At 72.7% G+C, this 15,162-nt stretch carries 13 protein-coding genes; 6 read left to right on the top strand and 7 right to left on the bottom strand.

Annotated features, from left to right (window positions below):
* Nucleotides 1-20 precede the first annotated feature (20 nt).
* Nucleotides 21-683 (top strand): hypothetical protein, encoded by a 663-nt coding sequence (locus ACGFZ2_RS05945; RefSeq protein WP_393450638.1) that lies wholly within the window; start codon nucleotides 21-23, stop codon nucleotides 681-683.
* A 64-nt stretch (nucleotides 684-747) separates the two neighbouring features.
* Here the strand turns inward: ACGFZ2_RS05945 and ACGFZ2_RS05940 are convergent, their stop codons facing one another.
* On the bottom strand, nucleotides 748-2,052 hold the full coding sequence (locus ACGFZ2_RS05940; RefSeq protein WP_393450635.1) for a DUF6350 family protein: 1,305 nt from the start codon (nucleotides 2,050-2,052) through the stop codon (nucleotides 748-750).
* 156 nt (nucleotides 2,053-2,208) lie between these two features.
* On the opposite strand from ACGFZ2_RS05940, the gene ACGFZ2_RS05935 reads away from it, so the two are divergent.
* Complete coding sequence (locus ACGFZ2_RS05935) at nucleotides 2,209-2,475, top strand: hypothetical protein (protein WP_357694308.1); 267 nt, start codon at nucleotides 2,209-2,211, stop codon at nucleotides 2,473-2,475.
* A 46-nt stretch (nucleotides 2,476-2,521) separates the two neighbouring features.
* Here the strand turns inward: ACGFZ2_RS05935 and sucD are convergent, their stop codons facing one another.
* The 3 genes from sucD to ACGFZ2_RS05920 all read right to left on the bottom strand — a co-directional run bounded on the left by sucD (nucleotide 2,522) and on the right by ACGFZ2_RS05920 (nucleotide 5,494).
* A complete protein-coding gene (gene sucD, locus ACGFZ2_RS05930; protein WP_393450632.1) occupies nucleotides 2,522-3,409 on the bottom strand; it encodes a succinate--CoA ligase subunit alpha in 888 nt (295 codons plus the stop codon).
* Nucleotides 3,410-3,411: 2 nt separating this feature from the next.
* A complete protein-coding gene (gene sucC, locus ACGFZ2_RS05925) occupies nucleotides 3,412-4,590 on the bottom strand; it encodes an ADP-forming succinate--CoA ligase subunit beta (RefSeq protein WP_350684228.1) in 1,179 nt (392 codons plus the stop codon).
* Nucleotides 4,591-5,089: 499 nt separating this feature from the next.
* A complete protein-coding gene (locus tag ACGFZ2_RS05920) occupies nucleotides 5,090-5,494 on the bottom strand; it encodes a cobalamin B12-binding domain-containing protein (protein ID WP_350684229.1) in 405 nt (134 codons plus the stop codon).
* Nucleotides 5,495-5,935: 441 nt separating this feature from the next.
* Here ACGFZ2_RS05920 and ACGFZ2_RS05915 point away from each other — a divergent pair, with 441 nt between their 5' ends.
* A complete protein-coding gene (locus ACGFZ2_RS05915; RefSeq protein ID WP_393261466.1) occupies nucleotides 5,936-6,631 on the top strand; it encodes a M23 family metallopeptidase in 696 nt (231 codons plus the stop codon).
* Nucleotides 6,632-6,927: 296 nt separating this feature from the next.
* Nucleotides 6,928-7,677: a M23 family metallopeptidase gene (locus ACGFZ2_RS05910; RefSeq protein ID WP_393261469.1), complete on the top strand. Its 750-nt coding sequence runs from the start codon at nucleotides 6,928-6,930 to the stop codon at nucleotides 7,675-7,677.
* A gap of 58 nt (nucleotides 7,678-7,735) precedes the next feature.
* On the opposite strand, the gene pcrA is transcribed toward ACGFZ2_RS05910, so the two are convergent.
* A complete protein-coding gene (pcrA, locus tag ACGFZ2_RS05905) occupies nucleotides 7,736-10,141 on the bottom strand; it encodes a DNA helicase PcrA (RefSeq protein ID WP_393261472.1) in 2,406 nt (801 codons plus the stop codon).
* Between the two features lie 331 nt (nucleotides 10,142-10,472).
* On the opposite strand from pcrA, the gene ACGFZ2_RS05900 reads away from it, so the two are divergent.
* Nucleotides 10,473-12,323 (top strand): bifunctional metallophosphatase/5'-nucleotidase, encoded by a 1,851-nt coding sequence (locus ACGFZ2_RS05900; RefSeq protein ID WP_393261475.1) that lies wholly within the window; start codon nucleotides 10,473-10,475, stop codon nucleotides 12,321-12,323.
* A gap of 265 nt (nucleotides 12,324-12,588) precedes the next feature.
* A complete protein-coding gene (locus tag ACGFZ2_RS05895; RefSeq protein ID WP_393261478.1) occupies nucleotides 12,589-12,978 on the top strand; it encodes a chorismate mutase in 390 nt (129 codons plus the stop codon).
* 137 nt (nucleotides 12,979-13,115) lie between these two features.
* On the opposite strand, the gene ACGFZ2_RS05890 is transcribed toward ACGFZ2_RS05895, so the two are convergent.
* The gene (locus tag ACGFZ2_RS05890) at nucleotides 13,116-14,129 is read right to left on the bottom strand and encodes an ABC transporter ATP-binding protein (RefSeq protein ID WP_393450629.1); all 1,014 of its coding nucleotides are present in this window, start codon (nucleotides 14,127-14,129) and stop codon (nucleotides 13,116-13,118) included.
* Nucleotides 14,122-15,144 carry an ABC transporter ATP-binding protein gene (locus ACGFZ2_RS05885; protein WP_393261696.1) on the bottom strand — a complete coding sequence of 341 codons (1,023 nt, stop codon included), beginning with the start codon at nucleotides 15,142-15,144 and terminating at the stop codon, nucleotides 14,122-14,124. The genes ACGFZ2_RS05890 and ACGFZ2_RS05885 overlap by 8 nt, the downstream gene beginning before the upstream one ends.
* Nucleotides 15,145-15,162 lie beyond the last annotated feature (18 nt).

Here is a 15,162-nt window from a genome sequence, read left to right as displayed (position 1 = left end):
CAGAACTGCGAGGAGTTCGCATGCAGCCCGGTTACCCCGGTCAGGATCCCTACGGTCAGCAGCCGCACCAGGACCCGACCGCGCCGCACCACGACCCGTACGCCCCGCCGGCGGCGGCGCCGTACGGTCAGCAGCCCACCTCCGGGCAGCCGAACGACCCGTACGCCGCACCGCAGAACCCCTACGGCCAGCCGCCCACCTCGGGCCAGCCCTACGGCCAGCCGCCCACCTCCGGCCAGCCGTACGGGCAGCCGCCGACCTCCGGCCAGCCCTACGGGCAGCCGCCGACCTCCGGCCAGCCGTACGGCCAGCCGCCGACCTCCGGCCAGCCGTACGGGCAGCAGCCGTACCAGGATCCGTACGCCCAGCAGGCGTACCCGCCGCCGCCCATGTACCCGAACGCCGGGTTCGCCGGCAAGGGGCCGGGGCAGCAGCAGAACACCCTCGGCCTGGTGTCGATGATCCTCGGCATCGCGTCGATCCCGCTGGTCTGCTGCTATCTCGGCATCCCGCTGGGCATCGCCGCCGGGGTGACCGGCTGGATGGGCAAGCAGAAGGCCGCCCAGGGGCTGGCCGACAACCAGGGTCAGGCCCTCGCCGGCCTGATCTGCGGCGCCATCGGCGCCGCGCTGGGCCTGCTCCAGATCGCCCTGTTGATCTTCGGGGTCACCTATCAGCCCTGACCGGCACGGCACGAAAGGGGCGTCCCGGCTCGGCCGGGGCGCCCCTTCCGCGTACCGGCGGGCCTCAACGGGCGCGGGGCGGGTCGGCGGGGCGGGAGAGCGCCCGGGTTGCGGCGGCGCCCAGCAGCGCGCCCACCGCGATGACCGCGGTCGCCACGCCGGCCACCTGCCAGGCGACGGGCCCCACCTCGGCCAGCCGGCCGCCACCCAGCGACCCGGCGGAGGCCGCCGCGGCGGCGCCCAGCAGCACGCCGGCCACCGGCCCGGCGAGCGCCGCCGGCCCGAGCAGCGGGCCCCAACGCAGCGGCGTCCGGTCGTCGGCGGCGAGCCGGAGCAGCCGGCGGGCCAGCAGCCAGCCCGCCGCCATCCCGGCGAGGACCGGCACCGCGAGCAGGGCCGCCCCGATGCCGTCGACCGGGCCGCGCGGCAGCCCCGCCAGCAGCGGGACGGCCGGCAGCGCGCCGACGGACACCTCGCTGGTGCGGACCGCCGTGTCCGTGCCGACGGCGAAACCCGGCCCGAGCAGGTAGCTGACCGACCAGATGGTGGCGTTGGGCGCGTAGGCGAGGCTGACCAGGGTGATCCCGGCCTGCCCGGCGACCCCGGTGCGATAGGCCCCGATGAGGTCGGCGGCGTCACCGCCTCCGGTGGCCACGGCGAGCCCCGCCGCCCCGCCGCCCGCGGCGAGCAGCAGCAGCCCGGCGACCAGCCCGGTGCGGATCCCGTCACGCAGCGGCTCCGGGGACCGCGCGGCCAGCAGGCCGGCGACGCGGGTCGTCCGGACCGAGCCGACCAGGGCGGCGAGCGTGCCCAGCACCGCGAGGGTGACCCCGGCGCGGACCGGTGACGCCCCGGGGCCGCCCGCACCGGCCAGCACCGCCGCGAGCACGCCGATCAGCGCGTACGCGATGCCGACCGCGCCGGCCGCGACGAGCGCCTGCCGGGGCGACCCCCCACCGCGCGCGCCGATCGCCCGGCTGGTGTGCACGCCGGCCCGGGTCAGTCGCCAGACCACCAACGCGGTCAGCGCCAGCGGGGCCAGCCCGAGCGGGCCGGCGCCGGTGTCGAGCGGGACGCCGTGCCCGAGCAGCCAGCCGGCCAGCCCGGCGCGGAGCGCGCCCGGCACGGAGGCAGCGTCCTCGCTGAGCTGGAACAGCCAGAGCACGACCACCACCGGCAGCCACGAGGTGAGCGCCGCCCAGCCGGCGGCGACCGCCGCGGCGACGGCCAGCGGGGCGCGGCTGCGAGGGGGCTCGCCGCTGCGCGGCGCGGGCACCCGCCGGCCCCGCCCGGCGGGCGCGGCCGGCCGGGCGTCGGTGCCGGCCTCGACGCCGGGGCGGCTCGGCTGATCAGGGGTGACGGAGGACATCGGGTCTACTCTGGCATGCCGCGCGCGTGGTGGCAGTCCGATACCGCCCCCGAGCGACGGCGAGTTCCGTGATCCACCGTCTCCCGCCCCCGATCCGGTCTAGCCTCGGCCCAGGGACGCGACCGAAGTCGCGGCACCGACGCCCGGAGGGAAGCCGTGAACGCTCCGTACCCGCCGCCCCCGCCGCCACCGCCCGCGGCCGGCCAGGACCGCACCACGCTCTGGGGCGTGCTCGGCATCATCCTCGGCCTGCTCTGCTGCGGCATCCTGGGGATCGTCTTCGGCTACCTGTCGATCCGGGACGCCAAGCGCTTCGGCCAGTCGCCGGTGCTCGGCTGGCTGGCGATCGCGTTCGGCGTGCTCAACATCATCGGCAGCGGCATCCTCTGGGCCGGCGGCAACTACCCGCTCTACAACGACTGAGGGCCGACCGCGAACGGTCGGCCCCCTGGTCGTACGCCAGCCTGGATCAGCCGGCGGACATGATCTCCCGCATCAGCTTGGCGGTCTCGGTCGGCGTCTTGCCGACCTTGACGCCGACGGCCTCCAGCGCGCTCTTCTTGGCCTCGGCCGTGCCGGCGGAGCCGGAGATGATCGCGCCGGCGTGCCCCATGGTCTTGCCGGGAGGCGCGGTGAAGCCGGCGATGTAGCCGACCACCGGCTTGGTCACGTTCGCCTTGATGAACTCGGCGGCCCGCTCCTCGGCGTCGCCGCCGATCTCACCGATCATGACGATCGCGTCGGTGTCCGGGTCGGCCTCGAACGCGGCCAGCGCGTCGATGTGGGTGGTGCCGATGATCGGGTCACCGCCGATGCCGACGCAGGTCGAGAAGCCGATGTCGCGCAGCTCGTACATCATCTGGTAGGTCAGGGTGCCGCTCTTGCTGACCAGGCCGATGCGGCCGGTGCCGGTGATGTCGGCCGGGATGATCCCGGCGTTGGAGGCGCCCGGCGAGGCGATGCCCGGGCAGTTCGGCCCGATGATCCGGGTCCGCTCGCCCTTGGCCACGTTGTACGCCCAGAACGCGGCGGTGTCGTGCACCGGCACGCCCTCGGTGATCACCACGGCCAGGTCGATCCCGGCGTCGATCGCCTCGACGACCGCGCCCTTGGTGAACTGCGGCGGAACGAAGATCACGGTCACGTCGGCACCGGTCTGCGCCATCGCGTCCGCGGCGCTGGCGAAGACCGGCAGCTCGGTGCCGTCGAAGTCGACGGTCTGGCCCGCCTTGCGCGGGTTGACGCCACCGACGACGTTGGTGCCCGCGGCGAGCATCCGCCGGGTGTGCTTGGAACCCTCGGAACCGGTCATCCCCTGGACGATGACCTTCGAGTCCTTGGTCAGCCAGATAGCCATTGTCAGACCCCCGCAGCCGCCAGCTCGGCGGCCCGCTCGGCCGCGCCATCCATCGTGTCCACCCGCTGGACCAGCGGGTTGTTCGCGCCGTCGAGGATCGCCCGGCCGGCCTCGGCGTTGTTGCCGTCGAGGCGGACGACCAGCGGCTTGGTGACCTTCTCGCCGCGCTGCTCGAGCAGGGCCAGCGCCTGCACGATGCCGTTGGCGACCTCGTCGCAGGCGGTGATGCCGCCGAAGACGTTGACGAAGACGCTCTTCACCGACGGGTCGGACAGGACGATCTCCAGCCCGTTCGCCATCACCGCGGCGCTCGCGCCGCCGCCGATGTCGAGGAAGTTGGCCGGCTTGACGCCGCCGTGCCGCTCGCCGGCGTACGCGACCACGTCGAGGGTCGACATGACCAGGCCCGCGCCGTTGCCGATGATGCCGACCTCACCGTCGAGCTTGACGTAGTTGAGGTCCTTCTCCTTGGCGGCCTGCTCCAGCGGGTCCACCGCGGCCTGGTCGACGAGCGCCTCGTGGTCCGGGTGCCGGAAGCCGGCGTTCTCGTCCAGGGTGATCTTGGCGTCGAGCAGCAGCAGCTTGCCCTCGCCGGTCTTGGCCAGCGGGTTCACCTCGACCAGCGTGGCGTCCTCGGCGACGAAGGCCTTCCAGAGGCCCACGGCGACCTCGACGACCTGGTCGGCGACCTCGGCCGGGAAGCCGGCGGCGGCGACGATCTCGCGCGCCTTCGCCTCGTCGACGCCGGTGTTGGCGTCGATCGGGGCCTTGACGACCTTCTCCGGGGTGTCGGCGGCGACCTGCTCGATGTCCATGCCGCCCGCGACGCTGGCGATGCAGAGGAAGGTGCGGTTCGCCCGGTCGAGCAGGTAGGAGAAGTAGTACTCCTCGGCCACGTCCGCGGTCACGGTGATCATGACCTTGTGGACCGTGTGACCCTTGATGTCCATGCCGAGGATGTCGGTGGCCCGGGCCACCGTCTCATCCGCGCCCTCGGCCAGCTTCACGCCACCGGCCTTGCCCCGGCCGCCGACCTTCACCTGCGCCTTGACGACCACCCGACCGCCGAGGCGTTCGGCGATCGCGCGGGCCTCCTCCGGGGTCGTGGCGACGCCGCCGGCGAGCACGGGCAAGCCGTGCCGCTCGAACAGGTCCCGCCCCTGGTACTCGTACAGGTCCACGTTTGCGCGTCCCGTCCCGTCTCCGCGGCGCGCCGTCGCGCCGCCACCAGCGTTATGGAAAACAGTTTGACGCCTGTCATCAGTTGAAACAGGCCATTGGGCGCAGCCTAGCGAGGTGGACACCGGCCGCAACCGAGCGGGTGCGCGGTGTGCGGTAATGCACAGCCGGCGGCGTCGCGCGGCCTTTCCGCGACTTCGGCCCCCGACGTCAGCCGTCCGGACGATGTTGTCCGGGCTGCGTAACCCCTCCGCGGGGGCGTCGTTGAGTCAGGTGTCGGAGCGCTGATGCAGCGCGGCGACGGGAGACGGCCGATGCCCTGTCGGTCGAGGGGTGGCGGCGGGGCATCGTGCATAGAGGGGCCGGACGTGTGAGGGGTGCGTCCGGCCCCTCCCCCTGTCCGACGTCAGCCGTCGACCGGCCCGAGTCGTCCGTGACCCGTCGACCGCCTGAGTCCGCGAACAGCGCATCCTCGCCCTCTGGCGGGATGCCGACCGACAGTCAGGCGACCGGCTGCGCGACGTTCTCCCGGACCCACTCCACGATCGAGGCGGTGGTGGCGCCCGGCGTGAAGATCTTGGCAACGCCAAGCTTCTGCAACTCGGGGATGTCCGCGTCGGGAATGATGCCGCCGCCGAAGACGACGATGTCGCGGGCGTCCCGCTCGCCGAGCAGCTCCACCACCCGCCGGAAGAGCGTCATGTGCGCCCCGGACAGCACGGAGAGGCCGACCGCGTCGGCGTCCTCCTGGATCGCGGTCTCCACGATCTGCTCCGGGGTCTGGTGCAGGCCGGTGTAGATGACCTCCATACCGGCGTCCCGGAGGGCACGCGCGACGACCTTGGCGCCACGGTCGTGGCCGTCCAGGCCCGGCTTGGCGACGACGACCCGAACACGAGAGCTCATCTGCGCATCCCTTTCACCGGCTCCGCGGCTTCACCTGAACGAACGGTAACCCGCCCCGCCCGGCCCGGGAAATCCGGGCGGCGAAGCGCACGGCACACCGGCCGGCGACACCCGGGGAGGCTGCCGCCGCAGACGGTACGCCTGCCGTAGATGATCACCGCCGTCAAGCCGGACGACTCCGCCGTTCGGTCACGCTGCGCGACGAACGGGCAGTTACGGGGGCGCCGTTCGACGGGAACGAGGCATGACAATCACGGACGCAAAGGGACAGAACGCAGTAGCAATTCGGCGCTTCGGCTTGTGACGGGCCTGGTGGTTGGCTAACGTGTCCACGGTTGTCATCAGGTCCACGGACGGGTGACGACGCGGCCAGCCGACGTTCATCGGAGCTTCACGAGCGTCGAGGAAGCCGCATCGGATCCCCGACAACGGAGGGTGTGCGTGCGCCAGCGCCTGTCGTCTGAGCCCGATCGATATCGCGGTCGCCGCCGCGTACCCACCCCCCCGCGTAGCCGCTACGCCGCCGTCGTCACCACCGCGTTCGTCGGGGCCGGCATCGTCGCTCTCGGCGCGGGAGCCATGCCGGACGCCAAGAGCGTCAGCCCGTCGGTCCTCGACGAGCTCAAGGCCGCCTCGACCGTCAACCAGGACGCCGCGGCCCGCGCCGACTCCGCCGACCGCGCCTCTCGCGACAGCGACCGCGCCGGGGCCAAGGAGACCGCCGAGACCGAGGTCTGTCGGCTCCCCCTCCAGGACTACGAGTTCAACACCCCCTACGGCATGCGCTGGGGCAAGCTGCACACCGGCATCGACCTGGTCGCCGCCGAGGGCACGCCCTACGTCGCCATCCACGCCGGCACGGTCACGAAGGCCGGTTGGTTCGGCGGCTACGGCTACACCGTGATCGTCCAGCACGCCGACGGCAGCGAGGCGATCTACGGCCACTCCTCCGCGCTGAGCGTGCAGGAGGGGCAGCAGGTCAAGGCGGGCGACCAGCTCGGCCTGGTCGGCAACACCGGCCACTCCTACGGCTCCCACCTGCACCTGGAGGTGCATGTCAAGGGCGAGCCGCTCGACCCGGTGCCGTGGCTCCAGGAGCGCAACGTGGACATCAAGCTACAAACCGAGGCATTCTAACGGCGAAGTAGCCGCCTCCTGACGCCACGTACCGACCGTTGACCGCCCGGATCTGTCGATCCGGGCGGTTTTTCGTCGGCCGGCGACAGGCGAAAGTCTACCGGGTCACAGGCGCGGGTGTGACCGGCGCCACGGCCGACCATGATCACTTATCGCTATCAAAGCCCCAAATTGGGAGTTAACGGACGGCACCGGCCACCGTCGCTCCGTCCCGACCCGATCCCCCTACCCGCTGCCGACCCCGCCGACACCAGTATTTCGAGGTCAAGTGCCCCCTCGATCAGCGAAGGTCCGCCGTGCAGGAAGACATTCAGAACGAGAACACCCCCGACGCCCCCGCCCGGCACCGGCTGCGGGCCGGCGGCCGCACCCGAGTGATCGTCGCCGCGGCGGCCCTGGTCGGCCTCGGTCTCGGCGGCGCCGCCTTCGCGGCCACCGGCAACGACGAGCCCTCCGTCCCGGCCGCCGTCTCCCTCGACGCGCAGGCCCGCGCCGAGGCTGCCGACCGCGCCGACCGGTCCGCGCGCGAGTCGGCCGCCCCGGCCAGCCCGACGCCGAGCCCCACGACGGCCAGCCCGTCGGCGAAGCCCAGCCCGAAGGCGACCACCGCCAAGCCGACGCCGAAGAAGACCAGCAAGCCGAAGCCGAGCTGGGTCGTCCCGATGAAGGGCGCCGCGATCACCTCCTGCTACGGCCCGCGCTGGGGCACCCTGCACGCCGGCATCGACTTCGCGCTGCCCGCCGGCACCCCGGTCCGCGCCGCCTTCGGCGGCACGGTCACCAAGGCCGGCGACGTCGGCGACGGGTACGGCATCTCCGTCGTCGTCGACCACGGCAACGGCTACCTGACCCACTACGCCCACCTCAGCACCGCCAAGGTGGGCGTGGGCGACAAGGTGGGCGCCGGCGAGACCATCGGCCTGGAGGGCTCCACCGGCGACTCGACCGGGCCGCACCTGCACTTCGAGGTCCACCAGGGCCAGATGTGGAACCAGATCGACCCGGCGCCGTTCCTGCGCGCCCGGGGCATCGACGTGGCCTGCTGACCCGTACCCGACCGGGACGGCCCGGTCCGGCGCGCCGCCGGGCCGGGCCGTGGCCGTCTCAGAGCTTGTCGATCGGCGCGTGCCGCAGCACCAGCCACATCGTCTGGTCGCCGAAGTCGATCTGCGCCCGGGCGCCCGGGCCGTGCCCCTCCACCGCGAGCACCCGCCCCAGGCCGTAGCGCTGGTGGTTGACCCGGTCGCCGGCGGACACCTTCGGCCCCTGCGGCAGCTCGCTCGCCGTGGTCAGCCGGCTGGCGTCGACGCCGAGCCGCTTCGCCAACTGGGCGGCCTTGGGGGTGCCGCCGTTGAAGCCGCCGCGCCCGCCGGGCACACGGTCCGCGCGGCCCCCGACGCCACCGCCCCCGCCGGCCCACGAGGTGTACGACCCCTCGGTGCGCTCCCAGCGGACCAGCTCCGGCGGCAGCTCCTCCAGGAACCGGGACGGCGGGTTGTAGGACGGCTGCCCCCACGCCGAGCGGGTCACCGCCCGGGAGAGGTAGAGGCGCTGGCGGGCCCGGGTGATGCCCACGTACGCCAGCCGGCGCTCCTCCTCCAGCTCCCGGGTGTCGCCGAGCGAGCGCAGATGCGGGAAGACGCCGTCCTCCAGGCCGGTCAGGAAGACGACCGGGAACTCCAGCCCCTTGGCGGTGTGCAGCGTCATCAGGGTGACCACACCCTGGTGGTCCGGGTCGTCGGTCGGCACCTGGTCGGCGTCGGCGACCAGCGCGACCTGCTCCAGGAAGCCGGCCACGGTGGCCCGCTCCCCCTCCTCGCCGGTCGCCTCGATCCGCTCCGTGTACTCCCGGGCGACGCTGACCAACTCCTGGAGGTTGTCGACCCGACCGGCGTCCTGCGGGTCGAGGCTCTCCTCCAGCTCGGTGAGGTAACCCGAGCGGGTCAGCAGCGCCTCCAGCACCTCCTCCGGGGTGCCGGTCTCGGCCAGCTCGCGGGCGCCGTCGAGCAGGTCGACGAAGTCCGCGATGCCGTTGGCCGCCCGGGTGGAGATGCCCGGCGCGTCCTTCGCCCGCCGCAGCGCCGCGCCGAAGGAGATCCGGTCCCGGCTGGACAGGGCCTCCACGCACGCCTCGGCGCGGTCGCCGATGCCCCGTCGGGGGGTGTTGAGGATCCGGCGGAGGCTGACCGTGTCGTCGTCGTTGACCACCGCGCGCAGGTAGGCCAGCGCGTCGCGGACCTCCTTGCGCTCGTAGAAGCGCACCCCGCCGACCACCTTGTAGGGCAGGCCGACCCGGATGAACACCTCCTCGAAGACCCGGGACTGGGCGTTGGTGCGGTAGAAGACGGCCACGTCACCGGGGCGGGTCTCGTCGGCGTCGACCAGCCGGTCGATCTCCCGGGCCACCCAGTCGGCCTCGGCGTGCTCGGTGTCCGCCACGTAGCCGACGATCCGCTCGCCGGCGCCCGCCTCGCTCCACAGCCGCTTCGGCTTGCGCGAGGTGTTGCGGTCGATCACGGCGTTGGCGGCGTTGAGAATGGTCTGGGTCGAGCGGTAGTTCTGCTCCAGCAGGATCGTGCGGGCGTCGCTGAAGTCGCGCTCGAACTCCAGGATGTTGCGGATCGTCGCGCCGCGGAACGCGTAGATGGACTGGTCGGCGTCGCCGACCACGCACAGCTCCGCCGGCTCGACCCCCTCCGTGCCCGAGACCAGCTCCTTGATCAGCACGTACTGGGCGTGGTTGGTGTCCTGGTATTCGTCGACCAGCACGTGCCGGAACCGTCGGCGGTAGCTCTCCGCGACGTGCGGGTGGGACTGGAGCAGGTGCACCGTCGTCATGATCAGGTCGTCGAAGTCGAGCGCGTGCGCCTCGCGCAGCCGCCGCTGGTAGAGCGTGTAGGCCTCCGCCAGCGCCCGCTCGTTGGGGCCCTTGGCGCGGCCGGCGAACTCCTCCGGGTCGACCAGCTCGTTCTTCAGGTTGGAGACCTGGGCGGCGAGCCCGCGCGCCGGGTAGCGCTTCGGGTCGAGGTCGAGCTCCCGGGCGACCATCTGCATCAGCCGGCGGGAGTCGTCCGCGTCGTAGATCGAGAAGGTCGACTTCAGCCCGGCGTGCTCGTGCTCGGCGCGCAGGATGCGCACGCACGCGGAGTGGAACGTCGACACCCACATCAGCCGGGCACGCGGGCCGACGAGGTGCGCGACGCGCTCCTTCATCTCGCCGGCGGCCTTGTTGGTGAAGGTGATCGCGATGATCTCGCCGGGGTGCACGTCCCGGGCGGCCAGCAGGTAGGCGATCCGGTGGGTGAGCACCCGGGTCTTGCCCGAACCGGCGCCGGCCACGATCAGCAGCGGCGAGCCGGCGTGGGTGACGGCGTCGCGCTGCGGCCCGTTGAGGCCCTCGACCAGGGCCTGCGGGTCGAGGCGGGCGGCGGCGGACCCCGGCCGGTGCGGCGGGGTCGGGGCAGGCGCCGGCGCGGGCGGGGACACGGGGATGTCGAAGAGAGGATGCATCGCACGGCGAGTCTATGCCGCCGGCCGGACACTTCCCCGCCGCGTGGACCCCGGCGCGACCGAGCCGTCATCGGCGGACCGGCCGCGCCGAGGGCCCGGACCCGCCCGAGCGACCGCCCGAGCGACCGGGCGGGCCGATCCGGCGCGGCGGGCCAGGCGGATCCGGCAGGGCGGCCAGGAGGATCCGGCGGGGCGGGCCAGGCGGACCCGGCGGGGCGGGCCAGGTTGAGACGAAGATGTCACCCTGTCCCATCTGGTGCCGCCGGCCCGGGTACAGAACGATGACGGTGAAATCCGGCTCCTTCCCCCGCACACGACTGGGAGAACGACCATGACTCAGCCGCGTTCGCGCGGTCGGGCGGCGCTGCGTCACCTCGCCGCGCCCGCCCTCGCGTTGGCCGTCGTCGCCACGCTGCCCACCGCTTCCCGGCCCGCCCCGGCCCCCGCCGACGACCCGTGGGCCGCCCTCGCCCCCGTCTCGGTCTCCTACGCCACCCCCACGGGCGGGGAGGTCAAGGGCAACTTCCTCAGCTACAACGACTTCCACGGCGCCATCGACCCGCCCGGCGGCAACGGCGCGGTGGTCAACGGCACCCCGGCCGGCGGGGTGGAGTACCTCGCCACCTGGCTGAAGCGGCTGCGCGCCGAGGCCGCCGCCGAGGGGCGGGTCACCACCACCGTCGGGGCCGGCGACCTGATCGGCGCCACCCCGCTGGTCAGCGCCGCCTTCCACGACGAGCCGACCATCGAGCTGATGGACGAGATCGGGCTGGAGGTCAGCTCGGTCGGCAACCACGAGTTCGACGAGGGCGTCGACGAGCTGATCCGGATCAACAAGGGCGGCTGCCACCCGGTCGACGGCTGCCAGGACGGGGACGGCTTCGCCGGCGCGAAGTTCACGTACCTCGCCGCCAACACCGTCAGCAGGAAGACCGGGCTGCCGATCCTGCCCCCGGTCGACGTGAAGTTCGTCGGCGGCGTGCCGGTCGGCTTCGTCGGCGTGACCCTGGAGGGCACCCCGGACATCGTCAACCCGGCCGGCATCGCCTCGGTGCGGTTCACCGACGAGGTGGCGACCGCCAACAAGTGGGGCGGGCTGCTCAAGCTCTTCGGCGTCAAGGCGATGGTGCTGCTGGTGCACGAGGGCGGCGCGCAGTCGCCGCCGCCGGCCACCCCGGGCGTCTCGGACTGCGCGAACTTCTCGGGCCCGATCGTGGACATCGTCCGCGGCCTGCGGCCGGAGTTCGGGCTGGTCGTCTCCGGCCACACGCACCGCTTCTACTCCTGCTCCCTGCCGAACTCCTCCGGCGCGCAGAGCGTCGTCACCAGCGCCGGCAACAACGGCCAGCTGATCACCGACGTGGACTACTCGCTGGACCGGCGCACCGGCCGGTTCACCGGCATCTCCGCCCGCAACGTGGTCGTCGAGAACGGCGTCCGCAACCCGGACGGCACCTGGCAGCAGAGCGCGCCGGGCACGTACGTGCGCAACCCCGACCTGGTGGACCCGGCCGCCAAGGCGCTGGCCGACAAGTACCGGACGGCCGTGGCGCCCATCGCCAACCGGGTGGTGGGACGGGTGTCGGCCGACGTCGTCCGCGACGCCCGCCCCAACGGCGAGAGCCCGCTCGGTGACGTGATCGCCGACGCGCAGCTCGCGTACACCCGGTCGGCCGGGGCGCAGATCGCGCTGATGAACCCGGGCGGCATCCGGGCGTCGCTGCCGTACGCCGCCTCCGCCGGCGGCGAGGCGCCGGGTGAGATCACGTACGGCGAGGCGTTCACCGTCCAGCCGTTCAACAACCTGGTGGTCACCCAGACCCTCACCGGCGCCCAGCTACGCAACGTGCTGGAGCAGCAGTTCGTCGGCTTCAACGGGCAGACCACCCAGCGCATCCTCCAGGTCTCCGCCGGGCTGACCTACTCCTACGACACCACCGCCCCGGCGGGCTCGCGGGTGAGCGCCCTGGCGCTCGACGGCGTGCCGGTCGACCCGGCGGCCAGCTACCGGGTCACCACGAACGACTTCCTGGCCAACGGCGGGGACGGCTTCACCGAGCTGCGCGCCGGCACCGGCCGCACCACGGCCCCCGGCTTCGACGTCGACGCGCTGATCGCGTACCTGGGTGCCGGCGAGCCGGTCGCCCCCGGGCCGGCCGACCGCATCACCCGCCTCGGCTGACCGGGCACGGTCCCGGCGTCGCCGACGGCGCCGGGACCGTGCCGCCGGCCACGTGTCCGGCCGAATCCTTGCGCGCGCCGGCCCTGGGTCGGCATACTCGACGACGTGTTCGGGCAGCGCTTCTACTTTTACTACGGCACCGGGAGTCCGGCAGCCGTGGGTCGCGCCTGATCAACAGACCTACGAAAAGCCCCGGGCTCCTGGAGCCCGGGGCTTTTCCGTCCCGGGATCCGGGCACCCGGCACCTGACGACGAGGGGTACCCGATGATGACAGACGTGGTGGAGTCCAACGGCAGCCTGACGCGGCCCGGGGCGGGCCGGCCCGACCCGGGGGCATCCGGCCAGGTCGACGCGGCGGGCGGCGCCGACGACGCGAAGCCGGAGGCGCGCACCGGCACCGCGGAGCCGGGCGCGGCCGCCCGGATCGTGGAGATCCGGGAACGGATCGACGAGATCGACCGGGCGCTCATCGAGCTGTGGCAGGAGCGGGCCCGCCTCTCTCAGGAGGTCGGGGCGACCCGGATGGCCTCCGGCGGCACCCGGCTCGTGCTCTCCCGGGAACGGGAGATCCTGGAGCGTTTCCGAGTCGCCCTCGGCGCCGACGGCACGCAGCTCGCGCTGCTGCTGCTCCGCGCCGGCCGCGGCCCCCTGTGAGGCGTACGGGGGCGGCGCGGCGGGCGGGCCGTGCGGCGCGGTGGTCGCGTCCTGGCCGCCGGCCGCCGCGCCCGCCCCGGAAACGACGGGACCGCCTGCCGTCGTCGCGGTGACGTCGGCAGGCGGTCCCGTGGGTGTCACACCTCGTGCGTCTGCACGATCTCCCGCTTCTCGGCGAAGTGGCAGGCGCTCGGGTGGTCCGAGCCCGACCGGATCTCCAGCAGCGGGACCTGCTCGGCGCAGACGTCCTGCGCCTTCCAGCAGCGGGTCCGGAACCGGCAGCCCGAGGGCGGGCTGACCGGCGACGGCACGTCACCGGTGAGGCGGATGATCGCCTTGTTCTCGCGGACGGTCGGGTCCGGCACCGGCACCGCCGACAGCAGCGCCTGGGTGTACGGGTGGGTCGGCCGCTCGTAGATCTCGTCCTCGGTGCCGATCTCCACGATCTTCCCGAGGTACATCACCGCGACCCGGTCCGACAGGTGCCGGACCACCGACAGGTCGTGCGCGATGAACACGTACGACAGGCCGAACTCGCCCTGGAGCTGCTCCAGCAGGTTCATCACCTGCGCCTGGATCGACACGTCCAGGGCCGACACCGGCTCGTCGCAGACGATGATCTCGGGCCGCAGGGCGAGCGCCCGGGCGATGCCGATGCGCTGCCGCTGACCGCCGGAGAACTGGTGCGGGTACCGGTTGATGTGCTCCGGGTTCAGGCCCACCAGGTCGAGCAGTTCCTTCACCTTGCCCCGGCGGCTGCCCTTCGGCGCCACCTCCGGGTGGATCTCGAACGGCTCGCCGATGAGGTCGCCGACCGTCATCCGCGGGTTCAGCGAGGTGTACGGGTCCTGCATCACCAGCTGGATCTGCCGGCGCAGCCGCCGCAGCGCCCCGCCGGAGAGCTTGGAGATGTCCTGGCCCTTGTAGAGCACGCTGCCGGAGGTCGGCCGCTCCAGGTTCATCAGGACCCGGGCCAGGGTCGACTTGCCGCAGCCGGACTCGCCGACCACACCCAGGGTCTCGCCGGCCCTGAGGTCGAAGGAGACCCCGTCCACCGCCTTGACCTGGCCGATGGTCTTCTTGAAGACCACACCCCTGGTCACCGGGTAGTGCTTGACCAGGTCACGGACCTCGAGGATCTTCTCAGTCACGGTTCACCAGCTCCTCGGCGAAGTGGCAGGCGCTGGCCCGGCCGGCACCCACCTGCAGCAGCGGCGGGATCTTCTCCCGGCAGACCGGCTGCGCCATGGGGCAGCGCGGGTTGAACGGGCAGCCCGGCGGGATGTTCATCAGGTTCGGCGGGAGGCCCTTGATGGTCCGGAGCTGCTGCCCCTTCTCGTCCAGCCGGGGAATCGAGTTGATCAGACCGATCGTGTACGGGTGCGCCGGCTTGGCGTACAGGTCGTACACGTTGGCTTCCTCGACGATGCGCCCCGCGTACATGACCGCGATCCGGTCCGCGACGTCGGCGACCACACCGAGGTCGTGGGTGATCAGGATCATGCCCATCTGCCGCTCCCGCTGGAGCTCGGCGAGCAGGTCCATGATCTGGGCCTGCACCGTCACGTCCAGCGCGGTGGTCGGCTCGTCCGCGATCAGCACCTCCGGGTCCAGGGCCAGCGACATCGCGATCATGGCGCGCTGCCGCATGCCACCCGAGAACTGGTGCGGGTAGTTGCTGAACCGGCCCTTGGCGTTCGGGATCTTGACCTGGTCGAGCATCTCGATCGCGCGCTTCTTGGCGTCGGCACGGCTCATGCCGCGCCGCACCCGGAACTGCTCGGCGATCTGGAAGCCGACGGTGAAAACCGGGTTGAGCGCGGAGAGCGCGTCCTGGAAGATCATGGCGATCCCCTCACCGCGGATGCGGCGACGCTCCTCGAAGGACATCTTCAGCATGTCCTTGCCGTGGAAGCGGACCTGGCCGCCGGTGACGAAACCGGGCGGCGTGTCCAGGATGCCCATGATGGTCTGCGCGGTGACGCTCTTGCCGGAGCCGGATTCGCCGAGCACGGCGAGGGTCTCCCCCGCGTCGACGTGGTACGTGACCCCGTTGATGACCTTCGCGACGCCGTCCCGGGTGCGGAACTCCACGCGGAGGTCGTCGACCTCGAGCAGACGGCCGGAGGGGCGACCGGAGGTACCCGCCGCGGACTGCTCGGACACGAGAATGTCGGACAACTG

This window comes from Micromonospora sp. NPDC048063 (assembly GCF_043202855.1).
Taxonomy (GTDB): domain Bacteria; phylum Actinomycetota; class Actinomycetes; order Mycobacteriales; family Micromonosporaceae; genus Micromonospora.
This window is presented reverse-complemented; position numbering and strand designations above follow the sequence as displayed.

What these genes read in the sequence shown, in the direction of transcription:
- ACGFZ2_RS05895 (WP_393261478.1), top strand. Translation starts at nt 12,589, where the DNA reads ATGATGACAGACGTGGTGGAGTCCAACGGCAGCCTGACGCGGCCCGGG.
- ACGFZ2_RS05940 (WP_393450635.1), bottom strand. Translation starts at nt 2,052, where the DNA reads ATGTCCTCCGTCACCCCTGATCAGCCGAGCCGCCCCGGCGTCGAGGCC.
- pcrA (WP_393261472.1), bottom strand. Translation starts at nt 10,141, where the DNA reads ATGCATCCTCTCTTCGACATCCCCGTGTCCCCGCCCGCGCCGGCGCCT.
- ACGFZ2_RS05920 (WP_350684229.1), bottom strand. Translation starts at nt 5,494, where the DNA reads ATGAGCTCTCGTGTTCGGGTCGTCGTCGCCAAGCCGGGCCTGGACGGC.
- ACGFZ2_RS05945 (WP_393450638.1), top strand. Translation starts at nt 21, where the DNA reads ATGCAGCCCGGTTACCCCGGTCAGGATCCCTACGGTCAGCAGCCGCAC.
- sucD (WP_393450632.1), bottom strand. Translation starts at nt 3,409, where the DNA reads ATGGCTATCTGGCTGACCAAGGACTCGAAGGTCATCGTCCAGGGGATG.
- ACGFZ2_RS05900 (WP_393261475.1), top strand. Translation starts at nt 10,473, where the DNA reads ATGACTCAGCCGCGTTCGCGCGGTCGGGCGGCGCTGCGTCACCTCGCC.